The organism is Erysipelatoclostridium sp. An15, from assembly GCF_002160675.1.
Classification (GTDB): Bacteria; Bacillota_I; Bacilli_A; order Erysipelotrichales; family Coprobacillaceae; genus Thomasclavelia; species Thomasclavelia merdavium.
In genome coordinates this window covers 14,616-35,498 of sequence record NZ_NFLA01000001.1, presented here as the reverse complement: position 1 = coordinate 35,498, position 20,883 = coordinate 14,616, and the positions used below count along the sequence as shown (strand labels likewise).

Below are 20,883 nucleotides of genomic sequence, written 5' to 3'. Positions count from 1 at the left end.
TAAAATGAGTATAATGACACAATTAGAATTTGAACTTAATTTCTCTAACTCAGAAAAAAATATTGCAAAATATATTCTCGATAATGGTGAAAATGTTTTAAATCTTTCTATTAAAGAATTGGCTAAAGAAACATATACTTCACCAGCTACAATTGTTCGTTTATGTCAAAAATTAGGCTTAGATGGCTTCCAGGATTTCAAAATCAAATATTCAGCTGAGTTGCAATATGATAATAAAAGTCGTATCGATGTCAATTTTCCATTTACAAAAGATGATAACAGTCGCTTGATTGCTAATAATATAGCTCGCTTACATCAAGAAGCTTTACAAGATACTTTAAGTCTGATTGAATTTGATAACTTAGATAAAATAATCGCTAAAATAGAACAAGCTAAACGGATTTATCTTTTCGGCTTTGGAAACTCGTTACTAGCCGGTTTAGATTTCCAACACAAAATGATGCGCATCAATAAAATGGTTGAGATTCGTAGTAACGCTGGTGAACAGGGATTTTTATCATATACATGTACTAAACAAGACGTAGCCATTATTATTTCGTATTCTGGTGAAACTAACGAGTTAGTAAGTATTGCTAAAAATTTAAAAAGACAGCATATTCCAGTTATTGCAATCACTTCTGTTGGTGATAATCGTCTATCTAAATATAGTGATTTTATAATTAATACCGGTTCTCGAGAAAAAATTTTTTCAAAAATAGCTCCCTACGCTTCTAAAACATCAATTTCATATATATTAGATGTAATTTTTTCATGTTTATTTAAGCTGCATTATGACCAGTATATAAATGAAAAACTAAATAATGATAAAAACAGTGATCATCGTCATCCTTATAAAAGTCCTATTAATGAAAAAGAATGAATTGTTATTTTAAATTCATTCTTTTTATATTTCAATAATTTGACCATTTTGTATTCTTAGTTGAACATCACACTTTGCAGCTAAAGATGGTGAACATGTTGAAACTATTACACAACGACCTTGATGAGCTAAAGTAATTAGATCATCTAAAAATTCCTGTGAATCTTTTTCATCGAGATTACCTGTGGGTTCATCTGCCAAGATTAAATCGGTATTTTTTACTATTGCTCTTGCAAGGGCAACTCGTTGTTGCAAATTAACAGGTAAATTATCAACACTTTCAAAACATTGTTTTTTCGACAAGCCTAATTTTTCTAAGATATTTAAACAATATTTCTTTTTATTACTTACTTTTATCTTTGCAATCTTTAAAGTGGCTAATATATTTTCATAAGCATTTAAATAATATATTAAATTACTAGATTTAAAAATAATTGCTGAGTCATTTCTTCGATATTTACTTAAACCAATTTTAGTTACATCATTACCTTTATAAATAACTTTTCCATTAGCAGGTTTATCTAAACCAGCAGCTAATATTACCGTAGCAATCTTGCCACTATCATCAGAACCTACAACACCATATATTTTGCCTTTATCAAATGAATAACTTGTATTTTTTAAAGATACATATTGATTTTTATAATTTTGATATGTATAAGTAACATTTTTAAATTCTAAAACATTTTCCATATTAATACTTCCTTTTTATCAAGATATCACCTGGTGAAATCTTACCAACATAAATTGCCGATATGATCATTGATAATAAACAAATTATTCCTGTTGATATTATTAAAATAGTTATTGAATTTATATCTAGTGAAACATTAAAATCAAGACCATCTATACATTGAAATGAACTGGTAATAATAGTATTTTTATCATATGTATCAATATTATTTTCATCGTTTTCATTAACAATATTTGGTACTACAATTATAATTTGCTCATTATTAGTAGTTGTATTTAAAGAATTTATTATTGTATTATTTAGTATTCTTCCTGTTGATAAACATATAATCAACGCCACGACTGCTATCATGGCAATATTTAAAAATTGTTGTAAAATAATTTTTATTTTACTTTGGCCTAAAGATAAAAATATTTCGATTTCATTGTAATGCTTTTTTAATAATGATAACAATATAACTCCTAAAATAATTGCTCCAATAATTATTATAATTATTATAAATACAGTTGCTGTAGTCTCCATTTTTTGAAAATTTGTGATATCTCGTTGATATGTAAGTAAATTGGTTTCTAGCGAAAAGTTATTAAAATCAATATTACTTTGTTTATTAGCTAAATTCATAAATTTATCAACATTTTTTAAATCATCTAAATAATAAACAGCTAAAGTTAAATCATCATTATTTGTTAGTGTTTGTCCTATTGATAAATCAGTATAAATTGTATTAAGCAAATCACTTTGTTTTGCCTGATTTAAAGTTCGATAATTTTTTATTTCATAAATACCTACTACTTTTAATTCTACTGATGTTGATTGATTATTAGATGAGTATATCGTAAATGTATCGTTAAGATTTAGGTTATTATTATTGGCTAAAGTCGTTTCAATTACACAATTATTAGTTCCAGCATCATCATTAGTTAACAAACGCCCTTCAATTAATTCATTAATATTATTAGTAAAATCGTTTAAATTAGCCATTGAGGAGTTAGCACTAATGATAAATTGATTATTATTTTGATTGTCATCATTTATATCAATTCTAATCGGATTTATTTGACTACTATTAGATTCAGTTGCAATATTATAATTATAATTCTTTACATATTGAAAATTACTTAATTGATTGGCCATATCAATTGTAATCTGGCTAGCAGTTTGACTATCATTATTTGGCATCAATGTAACTTCATTATTGGAATTTGCATATATTTGTTCAACCAAACTATTACTAGTTTGTCGGATTGCTAAAGCACAAATCAATAAATTCACTAATATAATTATTACCAAAAGTAATAATACAGTTTTGCCAATATTCTTTTTAAAACTTAACAAAGCATTTTTAACCATATTACATCCTCCTATCATAAATATAAGGACTAATATCGAAAATAAAATCATACAATTATGTAAAAAAATAGGAAACATCCCATTTTATAAATATTATCGAAAAAAAATAAAAGCTAGGATATTTATAGTTTTATCCTAGCTTTATTGATGTCACTTTGATTAAATATCATTCTGATTTATCAACATTAATAATGTTGTTTTTTACCTGATACAACTATTTGATCATCACCTAATTGATCTTTTGCATTATCGTTATTAGTTTGTTTTTTAGGTTTCATTAAAATCACCTCATTTATATTATGGTCAATTTTAATTTTAAAATACTAATTATTTAAAAAATTATATTTTTCCAAATCATCGTGTACTCTTTTTCACCTGTATCAGTATCTGTACTTGAATTTCGAATTTTAAAATTTTCTCTTTGATAAAAATTTACAGCTTTAGTATTTTTTTGATACACATTCAATTTTAATTGTTGTTTTATTTCTTTTACATAATCTAATAGCTGTTTACCAATACCCATAGATTGTTTTTGATTACAAACAAAAATTCCTGCTATATAATCATTGATTAACCCAATAAATCCATAAATATTGTTATTTATTTCATAAACATATACTTCTGCCTGGACGATCATTTCTTTTACCAGTTTAAAACTATTATACCAATAATGTGGTGAAATAAATTGATGAGCTTCAATATTAGCAGTTAACCAGATTTCCATAACTATATCAATATCTTTTCCTTGTAGCTTTCTAATCAAAATATATTCTCCTATACGTAAATTAAAAAGGTGATAGAATCTAAGATCCTATCACGCATTTATCTTCATTATTCGTCTCCAAAACAAATACCAATTGCTTTTGCTGCTTTTACTAATTCACCATTAGGGTCAACATGTTTTTGTTTACCAAATTTAGCATCACCAATTACTTCTTCTAATGAAGTATAAGTCATTTCTTCACCTTTTAAAGTAACAACGTTACCAAATTTACCATCTTTAATTAATTCAAGAGCTTTTACCCCAAAACGAATTGATAAAATTCGATCGTATGCTTGGATATCACCACCACGAATAATATGTCCTGGATTTACAGAACGTACTTCATGGTTTTTAATTGCTTTTTCTAAGTCATCTGCCACTTTTGCAGCTAATCCTGAATAACGTACTGGATCAGGACTATCTTCTACAATTTTACCAATTACTTTTGTTCCATCAGCGTATTTTGCCCCTTCTGCAACAGCAATTACTGTATAAGGATAACCTTCTTTATCACGTTTTTCTACGTGTTTTACAATGTTTTCAATTGTAAATGGTATTTCAGGAATCAAAATACAAGAAGCATTTCCAGCCATACCAGCATATAATGCAATCCATCCTGCATCACGTCCCATCAATTCGCAACAAATTATACGATGATGAGATTTTGCAGTCGTATTTAAACGATCAATAAATTCAGTACCTACAGATAATGCACTAATAAAACCATAAGTTAAATCAGTTGCTGGTAAATCGTTATCCATTGTTTTTGGAATTCCAATTACGTTAACACCTTTTCTTGAAAAATCACGAGCACTTGTTAAAGTACCGTCACCACCTAAAACAACTAATACATCTACTCCAGCTTTTTTTAAGTTTTCAACACCTACATCTGAAACGTCTTTTCTAACTTTTCCACCTTTACCATCATCTACTAAATAGTCGAATAAGTTATCTTTGTTTGAACTATATAAAATAGTTCCTCCTTCTTTGTAAATATTTTCAACCTTGTCTACTGTTAATTCTATGTAATCATTGTTATAAAGACCACGGTAACCATAAACATATCCAATTACTTCATAACCATATTCGTTAATTGCTGCTTTTGTTACTGCTCTAATAACAGCATTTAAACCTGGACAGTCTCCACCTCCAGATAATAATGCGATTCTTTTTATATCTGCCATATATATCCCTCCATGAGTTCTATTATAAGATTTTTCGAATTAAAACTCAACAAAAATGTTAACGTTTACAAAATTTCATTATTTTTTAAATATTTAATTAATTTATTGACCGGCAAACCGATTACTGTTTCTAAATCACCGTCTATTGTTTCAACTAATCTTTTTCCTTCACCTTGAATTGCATAAGCCCCTGCTTTTCCCTGCCATTCATTTAACGATAAATATTGTTTAATTTCTTCATCAGTTAAGTCTTTAAATTTTACTTTAGTAGCGTCATGAAAAGTTGTCACTTGGTTTTGATCGATTATTGCAACAGCTGAATAAACAGTTTGAATTTTTCCAGATAAGAAACGGAGCATGTCAAAAGCTTCTTGATAATTTTTAGCCTTTCCTAGCATCTTTTCATCTAAACAAACCATTGTATCACTGCCAATAATAACGTCTTGAGGATATTTTAATGAGATTGGTAAAGCCTTTTGATAAGCTAATTTTTCTAAACGTAAAGGAAGTGTTAAAGACATATCTAACACTTCCTCTATTTCCTGATAATCAACTATAAAGTCGATATGATGTAATTCTAGCAGCTCTTTTCTTCTTGGTGAACTGCTAGCTAAAACAATCTGTCTCATTATTCAGATTTTGGTGCATCAGCTTTTGTTTCTTTTTTCAAAGGCTTTGGTAAAAGCGCCTTTCTAGAAACATTAACTTTACCTTTATCATCAACTTTAGTAACTTTAACTTTGACAATATCCCCAACTTTGATAACATCACCCATTTTTTTAGTTCTTTCATAAGCGTAATCAGAAATATGTAAGAAAGCATCAGTTCCTTCGAATAAATTAATAAACGCATAATTATCTTCAACTCTAACTGCTTTTCCATCATACACTTCGCCAACTTGAGCCTTTTTAACAATCTTTTCAATTAATGATACTGCTTTATCAATTGCTTCCTGGTTATGATGATAAATAACAACTGTTCCATCTTGTTCAATATCAATTTTAACACCATCTGATTGATCAATAATTTCATTAATAGTTTTTCCACCTTGACCAATAACTGATTTAATTTGATCAGGATCAATTTTAATCATTTTAACTTTAGGTGCATATGGTGATAATTCAGCACGTGGCTCACTAATAGTTGCCATCATATTAGCCATAATTTCTTTTCTAGCTTCTTTAGCTTGTGCTAAAGCTTCTTGAAGAATTTCTTTAGTAATACCATCAATTTTTATATCCATCTGTAACGCACAGATTCCTTTATCAGTTCCAGCAACTTTAAAATCCATATCTCCAAGGTGATCTTCCATTCCTTGAATATCAGTTAAAATTGTATAATCATCGCCTTTTTTTACAAGTCCCATTGCTACACCAGCAACAGGTGCTTTAATTGGTACCCCTGCTGCCATTAATGACATTGAAGAAGCACAAATTGAAGCTTGTGATGATGAACCGTTAGATTCTAACACTTCTGATACAACACGAATAGTATATGGGAATTCATCTTCGCTTGGAATTACTTGAGCTAAAGCTCTTTCACCTAAAGCTCCATGTCCAATTTCACGACGTCCAGGCGCACCCATTCTACCTGTTTCCCCAACTGAATATGGTGGGAAATTATAGTGATGCATAAAACGTTTTTGATCTTCTAACCCTAAACCATCAATTTTTTGATGTTCACCGATTGCCCCTAATGTAGTAACTGACAATACTTGAGTTTCACCACGAGTAAATAAAGCTGATCCATGAACACGTGGCAATAAATCAATTTGTGAATCTAATGGTCTAATTTCATTTAATTTACGACCATCTGGTCTAACTTTATCTTCAGTAATCAAACGACGTACTTCATCTTTTTCTAAATCATGTAAGATGATATCTACTTGTTTCATTACATTAGCTTTTACTTCATCACTTTCATATTCTTTATTATCATATTCCTCATTGACTTGTGCTATTAATTTATCAATAGCGTCATATCGTTCTAATTTACCTGGAATTGAAACAGCAGCGACCATTTCTTCTTTAGCACGCTCACTTACTTCAGCCACTAAATTTTCATCTAATTCAAATAGTGGTACATCGATTTTTTCTTTACCGCATGCTTCAATAACTTTTTCTTGGAAAGCGATTAATTCTTTAATTTTTTCATGTCCAAATAATAATGCTTCTAGCATTACTTCTTCACTGACTTCTTTAGCATCAGCTTCTACCATGTTAATAGCATCTTTAGTTCCAGCTACTTCCAAGTTAATTAATGATCTTTCTAATTGTTCTGGTGAACCATTAACAATAAATTCACCATCTACTAAACCAACATTAACCCCAGCAATTGGTCCATTAAAAGGAATATCAGAAATACATAATGCTAAAGAAGCACCTAACATTGCTGTCATTTCAGGAGTAGCATCTTGATCTACTGATAAAACAGTATTAATACTTTGAACTTCATTTCTAAAACCATCAGCAAATAATGGTCTGATAGGACGATCGATCATTCGAGCAGTTAATGTTCCATGTTCACTTGGTCGCCCTTCACGTTTTAAAAATCCGCCTGGAATTTTACCAACGGAATATAATTTTTCTTCATATGTAACTGTTAATGGAAAAAAATCAACATCTTTTGGTTCTTTTCCAGCAACAACAGTTGATAAAATAACTGTATCATTATATCTAACTAATACAGCACCATTAGCCTGTTTAGCTAACTCTCCCACTTCAACACTTAGATTTTTACCATAAAAATCCATACTAAACACTTGTTTATTCATTCTTTCACCTCATCTATTATCTTAGCCATTATAACATAAAAAATTTCTTTTCAAAACAATTTCTTACCTTAACTACTGCAAAAGAGAATAAAAAGATGTTATAATAGTAATCAGAGGTGAGTTTATGAATGAAAATGAATTAAAAAGTTTAGAAGTATACAATGAAAAGTTTAAGGAGGATCCTACTTCTTTTAATGATTTCCAAGCCAATGATTATATTAAGCTGTTAAAGAAAAGTGATAATAATGAAGAAGCTATTGAAGTCGGTAAAACTTTCATGTCACAATGTCCAAATTTAAGAGGATACTTAAATCAATATGGATATGCTCTTTACAATAAGTATATTAATATTGATGATGAAAAAATCCAGGAAAATGAAAATCTATTCTTTAGTATTTTAGATGACATTTTAGCAGTATGTAAACAAGAACGTTATTCGCCAATGGAACCTGCTGTTAACAGAGCAATTAAATACTTACAAAGAGTAAAACCAAATGATCCTGATAAATTAATCGAAGTTCTTAATTTACTTGATCCAAACCTATTAGATGACAAACCTTTTACTAATGATGAAGGTAAAGAATTTGAATCTAAAAAAGAACGTTACTATCGTTTAAAAGTTAAAGCTTTATATGAAGCAAAACGTGCAAGAGAATGTGTTGAAACAGCAAATAATGCTTTAGCATTACCTATTAAATGGCATTTTAACACTTTACAATGGATCAATTATCAAAGAGCTTGTTCTTTAGTTGATTTAGAACAATATGATGAAGCTAAAAAGATTTTCTTATCTTTACATAATCATATCCGCAGTGTCAATTTCTATGAAGTTTTATATAAAACATATTCTAAAACTGGTAATATCAAAGAAGCAAATGCTTATTTACTTTATGAATTCTTTGAAAATGGATATTCTATTAATCATTTAGGAATTTATCAAAGATTAATGGAAGCTACTCAAAGAACAAATGATCCTATGTTAATAGAAATCGTTGATATTTTCTTAACTAAACTTTGTCAAGAAAATAATCGTGACTATACACCTGTTGGTGATTATGGTGATAAATATAAAGATCAAAATTCTGAATATTTATACGATGAATTATATGAAAAAGTTATGAATAATCTTGATAAATATGTTGAAAGAGTTGAAGGTACTGTTGTTCATTACAATAAAGAACGTGGTATTGGAACTATTTCTCGTCATGATCAAGATGGTATTTTCTTTAGACAAGCTGATTATGTTTACGATGAAGATGTACAACGCCGTGATAAAGTTGAATACACTCCATTAGAAACATTTGATCGTAAGAAAAATGTTGTAACTAGCAAAGCTATTTTAATTATTACTACTGAAGAGTACATTAATTTTGGTTATTAAGATAACAGTTAAAAGGCAAAGATCAATTCTTTGCCTTTTGTTTTATCCGATTTTTTTGCTACAAAAGATTCTTTTAAATATTATTCATCCCTATTTTTTAAATATGCCTGCATTGCTTTAATACTTTCATCTGAAATTACATGTTCAATCAAACAAGCATCTTTATCAGCAATTTCCTCATCAATATTTAAAACCTCTATAAATAACTTTTTAATAGTCTGATGTTTATTAGAAAAAAATTCAGCCATTTCAATCCCTTTAGGTGTCAATTTTATATCAGAATATTTCTCATAGTTAACATAGCCATTTTTAGATAAAACAACAACCGCATTATTAACACTTGGTTTAGATACCCCTAATCTTTTAGCGATATCACTAACCCGAGCCTTTTTCCCGTCTAATGAAAGCTCATAAATTAACTCTAAATAATTTTGCATCGCAATTGTCATTTCTTCCATTTAATACCACCCCTAATGGAATTATAATAGCATAAAACGGTTATTTTCTCAATACTGTGCCCATAAAGAGCAATTAGAAAAGCATAAAAATAATTGAGGTGAAATAATGAAATTTTTATTATCATTAAATCCAATTACTATTGTTTTTTTAGTAGCTACATTTAATTGGTTGATGACTTTTTTTGGAGCTTCATTGGTTTACTTTGTTAAAAGCGCCAATAAAAAATTAATTTGTGTCGCTTTAGGCAGTTCAGCTGGAATAATGATTGCTGCCTCCTTTTTTTCTTTGCTTCTTCCTGCTAAAGAGCAATTAGAAAATAGTGGCAAAATCGCATTATTAATGATTCCTGCTGGCTTTATCTGTGGGGTCTTACTTTTAATGACCTTTGATAAACTATTACCTCATGAACATATGATGTCTCATGTCCAGGAAGGTATCAATCCTAGTCGTTTTTCTAAAAATAAATTATTGATGTTAGCTATGACTTTGCATAATATACCTGAAGGGTTGGCGGTTGGCGTAGCTTTTGCTGGAGCTGCTAATGGTAATTATTTAAGCGCTATAATTTTAGCAATTGGAATTGGTATTCAAAACTTCCCTGAAGGTACTGCAATTGCTTTGCCGATGTTACAATGTGGAAAAAGTCGTTTTCAAGCCATGATGTATGGCCAATTTTCTGCTCTAGTTGAAGTCCCAGCTGCTTTAATAGGCTTTATTTTTGCTAGCATTACTAATGTTACACTACCTTTTATATTATCTTTTGCTGCTGGAGCTATGTTTTTTGTTTGTATCGAAGAACTTATTCCTGAAGCAAATGCAACTGAGGGTATTGATTTAGGGACAATAAGCTTCATGATTGGCTTTGTAATTATGATGTCTTTAGATATTTTATTATCATAATATTTAAAAGAGAAATAATTGTTATGTCTTATCATTTCGATTCTTTCTCTTTTTAAATAATTACTTATAGTTAATAAATGCTGTAAGGATTAAAAAATTTTTACATATTGACAAAAACGTTTCAATACCGTATTATTTTTTTAAACAATTATTTAGACAAAGACATTGAAGTGAACTAGTAAATATGGCTTAGACATCAGAGATATTGTGGTTGGTGAAAACAATACGTTAAGACATATTGAATTCATCATGGAGTTGGATTGCTGATATGTAGGCAGTTACCGGTTGTTGACCGTTATCACAAACAAGTTTCATACTTACTAAGGTTATTAATGCGAATTAATAGCAAATTTGGGGTGGTACCACGACTTTGTCGTCCTCTTAGGAGGACTTTTTTTGTTTAAAGAATTGAAAGAAACGAAGGGAGAGTTTTTTATGAAAAAATTATTTAGTGGTTTGTTAGCTATAGCAATGTGTGCTAGTATTACTGGCTGCGGTACTGGAGATAGTGGTGGCAGCACTGGTGAAGTAAAAGATTTATCAGAAGTAAAAATCGGAGTTGTTCAATTAATGCAACACGATGCATTGGATGCTTCTTATGAAGGGTTTAAAGACGTTTTAGTTGAAGCTGGCGTTGATGAAGACAATATCGACTACCAGGTCGCTGGGGATGCTGCAAACTGTCCAACTATCGCTGATAAATTAGTTAATGACGGCAATGATTTAATTTATGCAATAGCTACACCGGCATTACAATCAGCAGCTGCTGCAACAACTGAAATCCCAATTGTTGGTTGTGCCATTACTGATTATGAAAGTACTGACTTAGTTAAAAGCAATGATGAACCTGGTGGTAATGTTACTGGTGCTAGTGATTTAACACCTATTAATGAGCAGTTTGACCTATTAACTAAATTATTACCAGATGCAAAAAAAGTTGCTATTATGTACTGTGGTAGTGAAGACAATTCAATTGTCCAAGGTGAAATTGCTCAAGAAGCAGCAAAAGATCATAATTTAGATTATGAAGTTTATACAGTAACTGATTCAAATGATATTCAAGCTGTTACTAATCAAATTGTCAGTGATGAAAATGATGTTGTATATATTCCTACTGATAATACTTTAGCAACTTATATGAGCAGTGTTGAAGCTATCACTTCACAAGCTAAAATTCCTTGTATTGTTGGAGAAGAAGGAATGACTAACAATGGTGGTCTTGCAACATATGGTATTAATTATGAAAATTTAGGTCGCGAAGCTGGTAAACAGGCTTTAGCAATCTTAAAAGGTGAAAAAACTGCTGCAAATACACCAATTGTTCAATTAGATGCTAAAGATTGTACAATGGTAATTAATTTAAAAGTTGCTCAAAAATGTGATATTACAATTAACAAAGAAGATTATCCAGAAGCAACATTTATTGAAGAATAGGAGTTAAAAAATGGGTTTATTCTATACATTTTTAGGAGCTGTTGATTTAGGATTAATTTGGGGATTTTTAGCTCTTGGCGTATATATAACATTTCGTTTATTGGATATTGCAGATTTGACCGTTGATGGTAGTTTTACAACTGGTGGTGCTGTTTGTGCAGTTTGTGTTTTAAACGGTATTCATCCATTATTAGCATTATTAATTTCAATTCTAGCTGGTTTTTTAGCTGGAGCAATAACCGGAATTTTGCATACTAAATGTAAAATTCCAGCTATTTTAGCTGGTATCTTAACACAAATCGGTCTTTATTCGATAAACTTAAGAATTATGGGTGGCCGTGCTAATTTACCATTAACTACAGCTAATACTTTATTCGCTGATTTATCAGTTAGTTTAGATATTAATAGATATTATATCGCTTTGGTAATTTCATTAATTTTTGTAATTATATTTATTGCTTTATTATACTGGTTCTTTGGTACTGAACTTGGTTCAGCAATTAGAGCTACTGGAAACAATGAACAAATGGCAAGATCTTTAGGTATCAACACTGATACCATGAAATTACTAGGATTAACTATTAGTAATGGTTTAGTTGGATTATCTGGTGCTTTATATGCCCTTTATGGTCAAGCAACAGATGTTCGTGTTGGAACAGGAGCAATCGTTATTGCATTAGCATCAATTGTTATTGGTGAAGTAGTTATTTCTAGTAAAAAAGGCAATTTTGCTTTGAGACTAACTTCAATAATCATTGGTTCAATTATTTATCGTATTATTGTTGCTTTAGTTTTACAAATGGGATTAAATACTGATGATTTAAAACTATTAACTGCTATTTTAGTAGGTATCGCTTTAACAATACCAATTATGTTAAATAAACGAAAACAAATATCGATGTATAAAAAATTAACTGGAAAGGAGATTAATCAAGATGCTTAAATTAACAAATGTAAGTAAAACTTTTAATCTAGGAACAGTTAATGAAAAAAAAGTTTTGCATGATATTAATCTGGTTTTAAATGAAGGTGATTTTGTAACTATCATTGGTGGTAATGGTGCTGGTAAATCAACTTTATTAAATATGATTTCTGGATTATATCCTTTAGATTGCGGTATTATTACTCTTGATGGTGAAGATATTTCTTTACAACCTGAATATCAAAGAGCTAAAAAAATTGGTCGTTTATTCCAAGATCCAATGTTAGGAACAGCTGGTGACATGCAAATTTTAGAAAATCTTGCTCTTGCTAAACGTCGTGGTCAAAAACGTGGTTTAGCCTGGGGTGTAACTAAAAGTGAAAAACAGGAATATTACGAATTAGTAAAATCGTTAAATTTAGGTCTAGAAGATCGCCTAACAACAAAAATGGGACTGCTTTCTGGTGGTCAAAGACAAGCAGTAACATTATTAATGGCTACTTTACAAAAACCAAAATTATTATTATTAGATGAACATACAGCCGCTTTAGATCCTGCGACATCAGCAAAAGTATTAAAATTAACTAACGATATCATTCTTAATCAGCATCTAACAGCAATGATGGTAACCCACAATATGAAAGATGCAATTGACGTTGGTAATCGTTTAATTATGATGTATAATGGTCATATCATTTATGATGTTAGTGGTGAAGAAAAAAGAAAGCTTACTGTTGAAGACTTACTTCATAAATTTGAAGCTGCAAGCGGTGAAGAGTTTGCTAATGATAGAATGTTATTAGGATAGAACTGTTAAAATTACAGTTCTATTTTTTTATAACAAATAATTTCCCCTTTTCAGGAATACAGCAAAATACGTCTTCAATTTTATCAATGCCTTGTTTTTTTAATTGGGCAAGCAGCCAGTTGGTATCTCGATTAAGTAATTTTAAATTATCATAGTCTACTACCCCATCGCAAATTAAGGCATCTGGTAATTCAACAACACATTGGTCTTTACAAATAACTGATAAAGAACCATTGGTTTCCAACAATGCAAATTCAACTTTAGAAATACTATCAATATCGTTTACTCGTAAATGATGGGTTAGATCATTTACAGTATACCTTTGTTCTTTCATCTTTTTTTGATCAAGTTTTCCCTTAAAAATAATATATGTAGGTTTTCCTTCAAAAATATCTCTAAGCCGTTTTGACTTCATCGTTATTATCGATACACAACGATCTAAAAGAATCAAGGTCATTGTTGCTACAATACCATGAATAAAAGTAAAATCACTATCTCCTAGTGTATTAATCATTATTTCTGCAATAATTAAAAAAACTACAAAATCAAAAACATTTAATTGACTAAATTCTTTTTTTCCAAAAAATCTTAAAATGATTGTTAAATAGATATAAATCCCTAAACTAAATAAAAACACTTCTAAGATACTCATATTTTATCATTCCTTCAATATAATATAATAAGATAAAAAGGGAGGGAAAATATGAAATCATATTTTAAAATATATTTGAAATTTGCCTTATTTATACTTATTAGTTTTATATTCATTAGTATAATCCTTGCCGGAATAATAAGTTTTATACACATCCCTAATTTTATTTATCATCTTATTATAAATTTAATAGCCGGATTATTAATGATTGTTTGGGGTTTTTTAATTGTAAAAACTTTTAAAAAAAATGCTATCTATCACAGTCTATTATGTGGTCTTATTTTTGCCCTTGTTGCTTTAATGGTCAATATTGATGATATTAATATTTTAAATATTATTTCCAGACCATTTGTTTTAATTACAACAGTAATAATTTTAAATTACTATCAAAGAAAAATAGATAATTAGTTAAAAAAATTATTAAAAAAGTAGAAATAGATAATAAACTCAGTTATTAAATATTTCTACTTTTATTTGAAATTTAGTTTTTAAATTCAATATTTAGAATTCTTACATCATATGGTTCAGCAACCCCAACTGTAACAATTTCATTAACACCATGTCCTAAAACAGCTTTAGCTAATGGTGATTCATTAGAAATTTTACCATTTAATGGATCAGTTTCTGTATAACCAACAATTTTATAACTTTCAGGTTCCGCATCATCTTCAGATAAATCTAAAATAGTTACTGTAGTACCAGGTTTTACTACTTTTAAATCCATCTGATCTTCAGAAATAATTTCAGCATGCTGAAGCATATAATCAATTTCTTTGATTCTTGCTTCCAAATGAGCTTGTCTTTCTCTTGCTGCATCATAATCAGCATTTTCTGATAAGTCACCTTGAGATCTTGCTAATTGTAATTCTTCAATAACTTTAGGTCTTTCGACATTAATCAAGTTATTTTTTTCTTGTTCTAATTTTTCTACACCGCTTTGGGTCAACAAAACTTTTTCGCGTTCCATAATATCACCTCGTAGTCAATAATATAGCATAATTCCATATAAATATCTAGTCTAACTTATGAGACAATCGAAGAAATTTTTGTAATCAATAAGTCAACAGCTACCTGATTACTACTACCTTCAGGTATAATGATATGCGCATACTTTTTAGAAGGCTCTACAAATTGTTCATGCATTGGTCTAACTGTTTGTAGATATTGGTTACAAACTGACTCTAAACTTCTTCCTCTTTCTTGCATATCACGTTTTAAACGTCTAATAAAACGAATATCAGCATCGGTATCGACATAAATTAAAATATCACATCGTTCTCTAATCTGTACTTCATTTAATACAAATAACCCTTCTAGAATAAACACATCGCGAGGATTAATAACTTCAACTTGTAAACTGCGATTATGAACAGTAAAATCATAAATTGGTTTTTCGATACTTTGATTAGATTTCAATAAATCAAGATGCTTAACTAATAAATCCATATCAAAGGCAAGTGGATGATCATAATTAGTTTTAACCCGTTGTTCCATTGTTAAATGTGACTGATCTTTATAATAATCATCCAAACGAATTATTTTTATAGTATGTTCATGCTTAAAATATTCATAGATTTCATTAGCAATCGAACTTTTACCAGATGCACTACCACCAGCAATACCAATTATTATCGGTTTTTTCACTTTGTTATCCTTCTTCCCATATCATCAACTTTTAATTTATAGCAAACAGGTAATTTAAGTATTTCCATTGGATGATTAGCAACACTAACTTCTTCGTTTTCTTCATTAATAATTTTTTCTACTGGCACAATTACATTTTCATGACTAGGACTGAAAAATTCAATTTGATCACCTAGTTTAAAGTAATTACGCTGTTCAATAATAGCCATCTGATTTGACTCATCATAGCCAATAACACGAGCACAAAATTCTTGTGTTGGGTGTTCATCGCGCTGATTATAAATCTGTTTATTATTATCAGCCTGATTATCAAAAAATCCAGTACATAAAGCTCGATTAGCCGCTTTTAATAATTCTTGATAATATTTATCACTCATTACAAAATTATCAGGGTCTTTACAATAATCATCTATTAACTTACGATAAGTTGAAACAACTGTTGCAATATAATGCAATGATTTCATTCGCCCTTCAATTTTAAATGAATTTACTCCTAATTCTATCAATTCTGGAATGTGATTGATCAAAGCCATATCTTTACTTGACATACTAAATGGAATCACACCATTATCATTTACTTGTTTATCTTTTATAAATAAATCATAATACCAGCGACAAGACTGCGAACAACCACCACGATTGGCATCACGTCTTGAAAAATAATTAGATAACATACAACGTCCTGAATAATGAATACACATAGCACCATGAATAAAATATTCAATATCAATATCAGTTTTATCTAAAATTGTTTTTAAATCCTGATAACATACTTCACGTCCTAAAACCACGCGATCCATCCCTAAATTTTGATAAAACTTAATTGCTTTACTATTTAACGTTGATAACTGTGTGGAAACGTGAACTTCTAAATTTAAATTTAGTTTCTTAGCAATACTCATTATATATGGATCAGCAACAATAATTGCCTGAACCCCTATTTCATCTAATGTTTTTAAATATTGTTCGATTCCATCTAAATTATCTTGATGTAAGATAATATTACATGTTACATGAATAGCAGCATTATATTTTTTTGCAAACGTAACTGCCTCTTTAATATCTTCTAAACTAAAATTTGATGCACTAGAACGCAATGAAAACTCTTTTCCACCTACAAAAACAGCATCAGCACCGTATTTAATAGCTACTTTTAATTTCTCTAAATTTCCAGCAGGCGCTAATAATTCAGGTTTTTTTACAATTACCCTTTTACCATCAATTATCTTACTTACATTTCTCATTTTCTTCTCGCTTTCTTACATCATCAATTTTATAAACAGTATTATCAAACATAAAACTATGATAATATTCAACTTCTGGTGTTAATTTTTTTAATTGTGCCATTAAATCATGAGATACTTTTCCAAAATGTTGTTTTTGACAACTATCAATTGCATCTTGATATAAGTTTACAATTTCTACTAATTTTAAATCATCAACGTATAAAGATTCGATATATAAATAATCAAAATCACTCATACTACTCATTATATCTAAACAGCACATTTGCTGCTTAGATAAAATATGACAGCCATATTGATCTTCATATATATGACATTGATAATCTACTCCATTAGCCTTAATGGTAATTTCATCATCAATTGATACTTGATTTTCATGTCCTATTTCTTTGAAATAATTTGTTAACAGCTTACGTTTAGAATAAGCCATATATTCAACACCATGAATTTGAACTACTGTTTTGATATTTGTTTCTTGAGCAATTTTTTGTTTTTCATTTAAAGGAATTTCCCGCGCTAAAAAAGCACCATCAATACCTTGTAATCCTAAATAATTTAATGTTGCTTGATTGGTATTTAAAGTATCTGGATGATAGATCATTTTAAAATGATAATTTTGTTCTTTACAAATTTGTAAAACAGCAAAATCCTGAAATAAAATACCATCTATTTTTAATTCATTTAATTTAGCTAAATGCTTTTCTAATAAGTCTAAATTGCTTTCTTCTATCAAAGCATTGACTAATACCCAAAGTTCTTTATCACCTAATTTTTCTTTTAACTTAGCTAATTGATGATAATCTAAACTTAATGCTTGACGACATGAAAAATATTTTGTTCCAACAACAAAATATTTAACACCAATACTTAAAAAATCATATAAAAATTTATCACTATTTAATGCTAATACTAATTCCATTACTTCACCTTTTTTCTTATTACACAAATACCATCACCAACATGATAATATTCAACATCGTATTCTTCATGATCAAAAATCCATTCTTTAAAACGCTTTATTTTTTTTACCAATTGTCGTGTATTACGATTCTTTATTTTATCTATCTCAAAAACCATGCCGTGAAAATCTAAATTATCGACAACACAAACACCATTATCATTAACTAAAGGCATATATTTTTCAAAAAACTTTTGATATTGAGCTTTTGCAGCATCAATAAATAAACAATCATATTTTTTTAAAACAAGCTGATTTATATCTAATGTTAAAGCATCATCATGATGAATAATAATTTTATCATTCATCCCATAATCATTAATATTTTTTACAGCTTCTAAATAGCGTTGTTGATCTAGTTCTATTGTTTCTACTTTAAAATCATCAATATTTATTACTAACATTAATGCTGAATAACCAATAGCACTACCTATTTCTAAACAATTGCTACAATTATATTGTTTAAATATATCGACCATAAAGGCCAATCCCGCTTTTTGCATAATCGGAATATTTTTTTCTATCGCTTCTTTTTCTAATTCTACTAACTCTTTCATCTTAATACCATTTATTTTCACTTACAACTTTTAGATGTTCATCATATGTATTGGAATAAATTACCGTACCATCTTCTAAAGCAAAGAAAAACATTGCTTCGAAATCTTGATAATTTAAACATGATTCAATAATCTGATTAGATACATTGCTAATTGGTCCAACTGGTAAACCATCATAATAATATGTATTATATTTTGAATCAACATTTAAATCTTTATAAGTAACAGCAACTGTTTTAATTTGATTAGCGTAATTTACTGTTACATCACTTTGAAGACGCATTGGTTTTTCTAATCGATTTATAAATACGCCAGCAATTTTTTCTTGATCATCTTGATTGCCAGAAGCTTCGCACTGTACTATTGAAGCAAATGTTAAAAACTGATGCATAGTTACTGGATTACCATTTATTGTAAAGCTAGCAATTTTATCTTTATATTTAGATAAATTTTTATCCGTTTGATCTAACATCATTTCAGTAACATCTTCAATTGTAGTATTACTAGCAGTAATAATATATGTTTCAGGAGCAAAATAACCTTCTAATGAAAACATAACATCGGGATTTAAAATACTTTCATCTAAAAACCAGTATTTTTTTATTAATGAATTTAAATATTCACTATCAGACCATTTGGCTAAAACTTCATTACTATCAACTTCTAGAGCTTCACCAACTTGTGTAGCACAATCAGTAATTCGATAACCATCTAAAATTGTTACTCGAGCAGAAGATATATAATCTTTATCTCCTTCTAAGACCTGACATATTTTTGGTAAATCCATATTTTTATTTAAAACATATGTATTTGCAATAAAATCATAACTATTTAGTTTTAAATAAATATTAGCTACTGTCTTATTTTTTATCAAACCGGCTTTATCTAACTGATCTAAAACAGATGCATTTGAACCTGATATTTCTACAATTACTTCCTCATCTTTTGAAGAAACAGCACCTTGTCCATCAAAATAAACAAATGTTAAAACTAGCACCAAAATTAAAACACTAGCAATTATTCCAATAATGATTTTATGTATTTTTTTCATAAACGCCTCCATTTTTTACATTATATGATATTTTTTATGCTGTTTCAACTTATTTCACTACTACTAGTATGACAAGAAAAAATAGAGATGAAAACATCTCTATCGAAATTTTAATAAATTGTTTCAAATTTAGTAATACATACTGGCTCATTTACCATATAACTGTATTTAGTTTCAAATAACATACCACCACGTTCTTTGCGGTATTCATAGCTTTCTACTACGCCACCTTTTTGACATACTACAACGATCCAGCGATCTTTAAAGATTTTTAAATCACGTGGATTTGGTGAAGTATCAACGAAATCTTTATAAGTTAACATACCAGTTTCTTTATCAACAATAAATAAAGATAAACTATCATGTCCACAGTTGGTAACATATAATCTTTCTTCTTTTTCGCTAAAAATCATTTGACTAGCAGTACTTGGTATATCTTCATAACCTTCTTTTGGATACGTATCAATAGTTTGAATCAACTCAAAATTTAAATCATTATATTTATAAACGTTTATAGTACAAGATAGCTCATTTAATACATAAGCGATTGTTCCAGCTTTGTTAAATAAAATTTTATTAGGACCAGAACCTGGTTGTAAATCAAATGAATGTTCTTCATCCAAAGCAATTTCACGATCAATCATTTTAAATAATAAAACTTTATCTAAACCTAAATCAACTACAATTAAACATTGTTTATCTGGTGTAAAATCAACATAGCATGGGTGTGGTTGATTTTGTCTTTTAGGGTCAATACTATGACCTTCTAATTGATATCTAGAACATGGTGCAATTAGTTTTTTCTTTTCAATACGAGCTACTAAAATTTCACTATTATAATAATCTACTGCATATAGTCTATCAGCTGTTTCGTGATCTCCATTAGTACAAGCATGAACATAAGTTTTACCATTATCACTAATATGTGAAACTAATGCTAAAATATCTGACGTTGCAGCATATGAACAAATTCCGCCATCCCCTTGTGTACCGGAACGATTTTTATAAGTCACACAAACAAAACGACCATAATTAAAACTATAAATCGGATCTGATGGTGTCTTAAAAAATTTTTTATATAATATTTCCCCATTTTCAACATCAACTTGAAATGTATAAAGCCCTCTAGTTTGATCATTACCATAAGAATTAACAAAGAATGATTCTGTTATTCTCTTTTTCCCAAATAAACCAAATAAAGCCATTTAATAATACCACCTTTTCTATTT

General features: G+C 29.0%; 22 protein-coding genes and 1 other annotated feature. Of the genes, 7 read left to right on the top strand and 15 right to left on the bottom strand.

The window, feature by feature from the left end:
• Positions 1-4: 4 nt before the first annotated feature.
• On the top strand, positions 5-880 hold the full coding sequence (locus tag B5E92_RS00175; protein ID WP_087298391.1) for a MurR/RpiR family transcriptional regulator: 876 nt from the start codon (positions 5-7) through the stop codon (positions 878-880).
• Between the two features lie 24 nt (positions 881-904).
• On the opposite strand, the gene B5E92_RS00170 is transcribed toward B5E92_RS00175, so the two are convergent.
• The 6 genes from B5E92_RS00170 to pnp all read right to left on the bottom strand — a co-directional run bounded on the left by B5E92_RS00170 (position 905) and on the right by pnp (position 7,644).
• Entirely contained in the window at positions 905-1,573 is a 669-nt protein-coding gene (locus B5E92_RS00170) for an ATP-binding cassette domain-containing protein (protein ID WP_087298390.1), read from the bottom strand.
• A 1-nt stretch (position 1,574) separates the two neighbouring features.
• Entirely contained in the window at positions 1,575-2,924 is a 1,350-nt protein-coding gene (locus B5E92_RS00165) for an ABC transporter permease (protein ID WP_158095172.1), read from the bottom strand.
• 331 nt (positions 2,925-3,255) lie between these two features.
• Positions 3,256-3,687, bottom strand: a complete 432-nt coding sequence (locus B5E92_RS00160) for an N-acetyltransferase (RefSeq protein WP_087298388.1) — start codon at positions 3,685-3,687, stop codon at positions 3,256-3,258.
• Positions 3,688-3,755: 68 nt separating this feature from the next.
• Positions 3,756-4,871: a 6-phosphofructokinase gene (locus B5E92_RS00155; RefSeq protein WP_087298387.1), complete on the bottom strand. Its 1,116-nt coding sequence runs from the start codon at positions 4,869-4,871 to the stop codon at positions 3,756-3,758.
• A gap of 65 nt (positions 4,872-4,936) precedes the next feature.
• Complete coding sequence (locus B5E92_RS00150) at positions 4,937-5,500, bottom strand: nucleoside triphosphate pyrophosphatase (RefSeq protein ID WP_087298386.1); 564 nt, start codon at positions 5,498-5,500, stop codon at positions 4,937-4,939.
• Entirely contained in the window at positions 5,500-7,644 is a 2,145-nt protein-coding gene (pnp, locus tag B5E92_RS00145; RefSeq protein WP_087298385.1) for a polyribonucleotide nucleotidyltransferase, read from the bottom strand. The genes B5E92_RS00150 and pnp overlap by 1 nt, the downstream gene beginning before the upstream one ends.
• Before the next feature lie 124 nt (positions 7,645-7,768).
• Here pnp and B5E92_RS00140 point away from each other — a divergent pair, with 124 nt between their 5' ends.
• Complete coding sequence (locus B5E92_RS00140; protein WP_087298384.1) at positions 7,769-9,025, top strand: hypothetical protein; 1,257 nt, start codon at positions 7,769-7,771, stop codon at positions 9,023-9,025.
• Between the two features lie 80 nt (positions 9,026-9,105).
• Here B5E92_RS00140 and B5E92_RS00135 read toward each other — a convergent pair whose 3' ends face one another.
• The gene (locus B5E92_RS00135) at positions 9,106-9,483 is read right to left on the bottom strand and encodes a metal-dependent transcriptional regulator (protein WP_087298383.1); all 378 of its coding nucleotides are present in this window, start codon (positions 9,481-9,483) and stop codon (positions 9,106-9,108) included.
• A 106-nt stretch (positions 9,484-9,589) separates the two neighbouring features.
• Between B5E92_RS00135 and B5E92_RS00130 the strand changes: the two genes are divergently transcribed.
• The 4 genes from B5E92_RS00130 to B5E92_RS00115 all read left to right on the top strand — a co-directional run bounded on the left by B5E92_RS00130 (position 9,590) and on the right by B5E92_RS00115 (position 13,548).
• Positions 9,590-10,384, top strand: a complete 795-nt coding sequence (locus tag B5E92_RS00130; protein ID WP_087298382.1) for a ZIP family metal transporter — start codon at positions 9,590-9,592, stop codon at positions 10,382-10,384.
• A 156-nt stretch (positions 10,385-10,540) separates the two neighbouring features.
• Positions 10,541-10,768, top strand: a binding site (T-box leader).
• A gap of 51 nt (positions 10,769-10,819) precedes the next feature.
• Positions 10,820-11,818 carry an ABC transporter substrate-binding protein gene (locus B5E92_RS00125; protein WP_087298559.1) on the top strand — a complete coding sequence of 333 codons (999 nt, stop codon included), beginning with the start codon at positions 10,820-10,822 and terminating at the stop codon, positions 11,816-11,818.
• 10 nt (positions 11,819-11,828) lie between these two features.
• Entirely contained in the window at positions 11,829-12,761 is a 933-nt protein-coding gene (locus B5E92_RS00120) for an ABC transporter permease (protein ID WP_087298381.1), read from the top strand.
• The gene (locus B5E92_RS00115; protein WP_087298380.1) at positions 12,754-13,548 is read left to right on the top strand and encodes an ABC transporter ATP-binding protein; all 795 of its coding nucleotides are present in this window, start codon (positions 12,754-12,756) and stop codon (positions 13,546-13,548) included. Before B5E92_RS00120 ends, B5E92_RS00115 begins: the two co-directional genes overlap by 8 nt.
• Before the next feature lie 19 nt (positions 13,549-13,567).
• On the opposite strand, the gene B5E92_RS00110 is transcribed toward B5E92_RS00115, so the two are convergent.
• Positions 13,568-14,200 (bottom strand): DUF421 domain-containing protein, encoded by a 633-nt coding sequence (locus B5E92_RS00110; protein WP_087298379.1) that lies wholly within the window; start codon positions 14,198-14,200, stop codon positions 13,568-13,570.
• Between the two features lie 204 nt (positions 14,201-14,404).
• Between B5E92_RS00110 and B5E92_RS15760 the strand changes: the two genes are divergently transcribed.
• Positions 14,405-14,608, top strand: coding sequence for a hypothetical protein (locus B5E92_RS15760; protein ID WP_239406361.1), 204 nt, complete (start codon positions 14,405-14,407; stop codon positions 14,606-14,608).
• A 73-nt stretch (positions 14,609-14,681) separates the two neighbouring features.
• Here the strand turns inward: B5E92_RS15760 and greA are convergent, their stop codons facing one another.
• From greA to B5E92_RS00070, 7 genes are all read right to left on the bottom strand, one after another.
• Complete coding sequence (gene greA, locus B5E92_RS00100) at positions 14,682-15,167, bottom strand: transcription elongation factor GreA (RefSeq protein ID WP_087298377.1); 486 nt, start codon at positions 15,165-15,167, stop codon at positions 14,682-14,684.
• A 56-nt stretch (positions 15,168-15,223) separates the two neighbouring features.
• Positions 15,224-15,844: a uridine kinase gene (udk, locus tag B5E92_RS00095; protein WP_087298376.1), complete on the bottom strand. Its 621-nt coding sequence runs from the start codon at positions 15,842-15,844 to the stop codon at positions 15,224-15,226.
• Positions 15,841-17,088 (bottom strand): U32 family peptidase, encoded by a 1,248-nt coding sequence (locus B5E92_RS00090; RefSeq protein ID WP_087298375.1) that lies wholly within the window; start codon positions 17,086-17,088, stop codon positions 15,841-15,843. Before B5E92_RS00090 ends, udk begins: the two co-directional genes overlap by 4 nt.
• Positions 17,072-18,007 carry a peptidase U32 family protein gene (locus B5E92_RS00085; protein WP_087298374.1) on the bottom strand — a complete coding sequence of 312 codons (936 nt, stop codon included), beginning with the start codon at positions 18,005-18,007 and terminating at the stop codon, positions 17,072-17,074. The genes B5E92_RS00090 and B5E92_RS00085 overlap by 17 nt, the downstream gene beginning before the upstream one ends.
• On the bottom strand, positions 18,007-18,603 hold the full coding sequence (locus B5E92_RS00080; RefSeq protein ID WP_087298373.1) for an O-methyltransferase: 597 nt from the start codon (positions 18,601-18,603) through the stop codon (positions 18,007-18,009). Before B5E92_RS00080 ends, B5E92_RS00085 begins: the two co-directional genes overlap by 1 nt.
• A gap of 1 nt (position 18,604) precedes the next feature.
• On the bottom strand, positions 18,605-19,654 hold the full coding sequence (mltG, locus tag B5E92_RS00075; RefSeq protein WP_087298372.1) for an endolytic transglycosylase MltG: 1,050 nt from the start codon (positions 19,652-19,654) through the stop codon (positions 18,605-18,607).
• Between the two features lie 110 nt (positions 19,655-19,764).
• Complete coding sequence (locus tag B5E92_RS00070) at positions 19,765-20,859, bottom strand: beta-propeller fold lactonase family protein (protein ID WP_087298371.1); 1,095 nt, start codon at positions 20,857-20,859, stop codon at positions 19,765-19,767.
• Positions 20,860-20,883 lie beyond the last annotated feature (24 nt).

Bases quoted from the DNA above. Each gene is read 5' to 3' on its own strand.
- B5E92_RS00175 (WP_087298391.1), top strand. From the start codon at position 5: ATGAGTATAATGACACAATTAGAATTTGAACTTAATTTCTCTAACTCA.
- B5E92_RS00170 (WP_087298390.1), bottom strand. From the start codon at position 1,573: ATGGAAAATGTTTTAGAATTTAAAAATGTTACTTATACATATCAAAAT.
- B5E92_RS00165 (WP_158095172.1), bottom strand. From the start codon at position 2,924: ATGGTTAAAAATGCTTTGTTAAGTTTTAAAAAGAATATTGGCAAAACT.
- B5E92_RS00155 (WP_087298387.1), bottom strand. From the start codon at position 4,871: ATGGCAGATATAAAAAGAATCGCATTATTATCTGGAGGTGGAGACTGT.
- B5E92_RS00150 (WP_087298386.1), bottom strand. From the start codon at position 5,500: ATGAGACAGATTGTTTTAGCTAGCAGTTCACCAAGAAGAAAAGAGCTG.
- pnp (WP_087298385.1), bottom strand. From the start codon at position 7,644: ATGAATAAACAAGTGTTTAGTATGGATTTTTATGGTAAAAATCTAAGT.
- B5E92_RS00140 (WP_087298384.1), top strand. From the start codon at position 7,769: ATGAATGAAAATGAATTAAAAAGTTTAGAAGTATACAATGAAAAGTTT.
- B5E92_RS00135 (WP_087298383.1), bottom strand. From the start codon at position 9,483: ATGGAAGAAATGACAATTGCGATGCAAAATTATTTAGAGTTAATTTAT.
- B5E92_RS00130 (WP_087298382.1), top strand. From the start codon at position 9,590: ATGAAATTTTTATTATCATTAAATCCAATTACTATTGTTTTTTTAGTA.
- B5E92_RS00125 (WP_087298559.1), top strand. From the start codon at position 10,820: ATGAAAAAATTATTTAGTGGTTTGTTAGCTATAGCAATGTGTGCTAGT.
- B5E92_RS00120 (WP_087298381.1), top strand. From the start codon at position 11,829: ATGGGTTTATTCTATACATTTTTAGGAGCTGTTGATTTAGGATTAATT.
- B5E92_RS00115 (WP_087298380.1), top strand. From the start codon at position 12,754: ATGCTTAAATTAACAAATGTAAGTAAAACTTTTAATCTAGGAACAGTT.
- B5E92_RS00110 (WP_087298379.1), bottom strand. From the start codon at position 14,200: ATGAGTATCTTAGAAGTGTTTTTATTTAGTTTAGGGATTTATATCTAT.
- B5E92_RS15760 (WP_239406361.1), top strand. From the start codon at position 14,405: ATGATTGTTTGGGGTTTTTTAATTGTAAAAACTTTTAAAAAAAATGCT.
- greA (WP_087298377.1), bottom strand. From the start codon at position 15,167: ATGGAACGCGAAAAAGTTTTGTTGACCCAAAGCGGTGTAGAAAAATTA.
- B5E92_RS00090 (WP_087298375.1), bottom strand. From the start codon at position 17,088: ATGAGAAATGTAAGTAAGATAATTGATGGTAAAAGGGTAATTGTAAAA.
- B5E92_RS00085 (WP_087298374.1), bottom strand. From the start codon at position 18,007: ATGGAATTAGTATTAGCATTAAATAGTGATAAATTTTTATATGATTTT.
- B5E92_RS00080 (WP_087298373.1), bottom strand. From the start codon at position 18,603: ATGAAAGAGTTAGTAGAATTAGAAAAAGAAGCGATAGAAAAAAATATT.
- mltG (WP_087298372.1), bottom strand. From the start codon at position 19,654: ATGAAAAAAATACATAAAATCATTATTGGAATAATTGCTAGTGTTTTA.
- B5E92_RS00070 (WP_087298371.1), bottom strand. From the start codon at position 20,859: ATGGCTTTATTTGGTTTATTTGGGAAAAAGAGAATAACAGAATCATTC.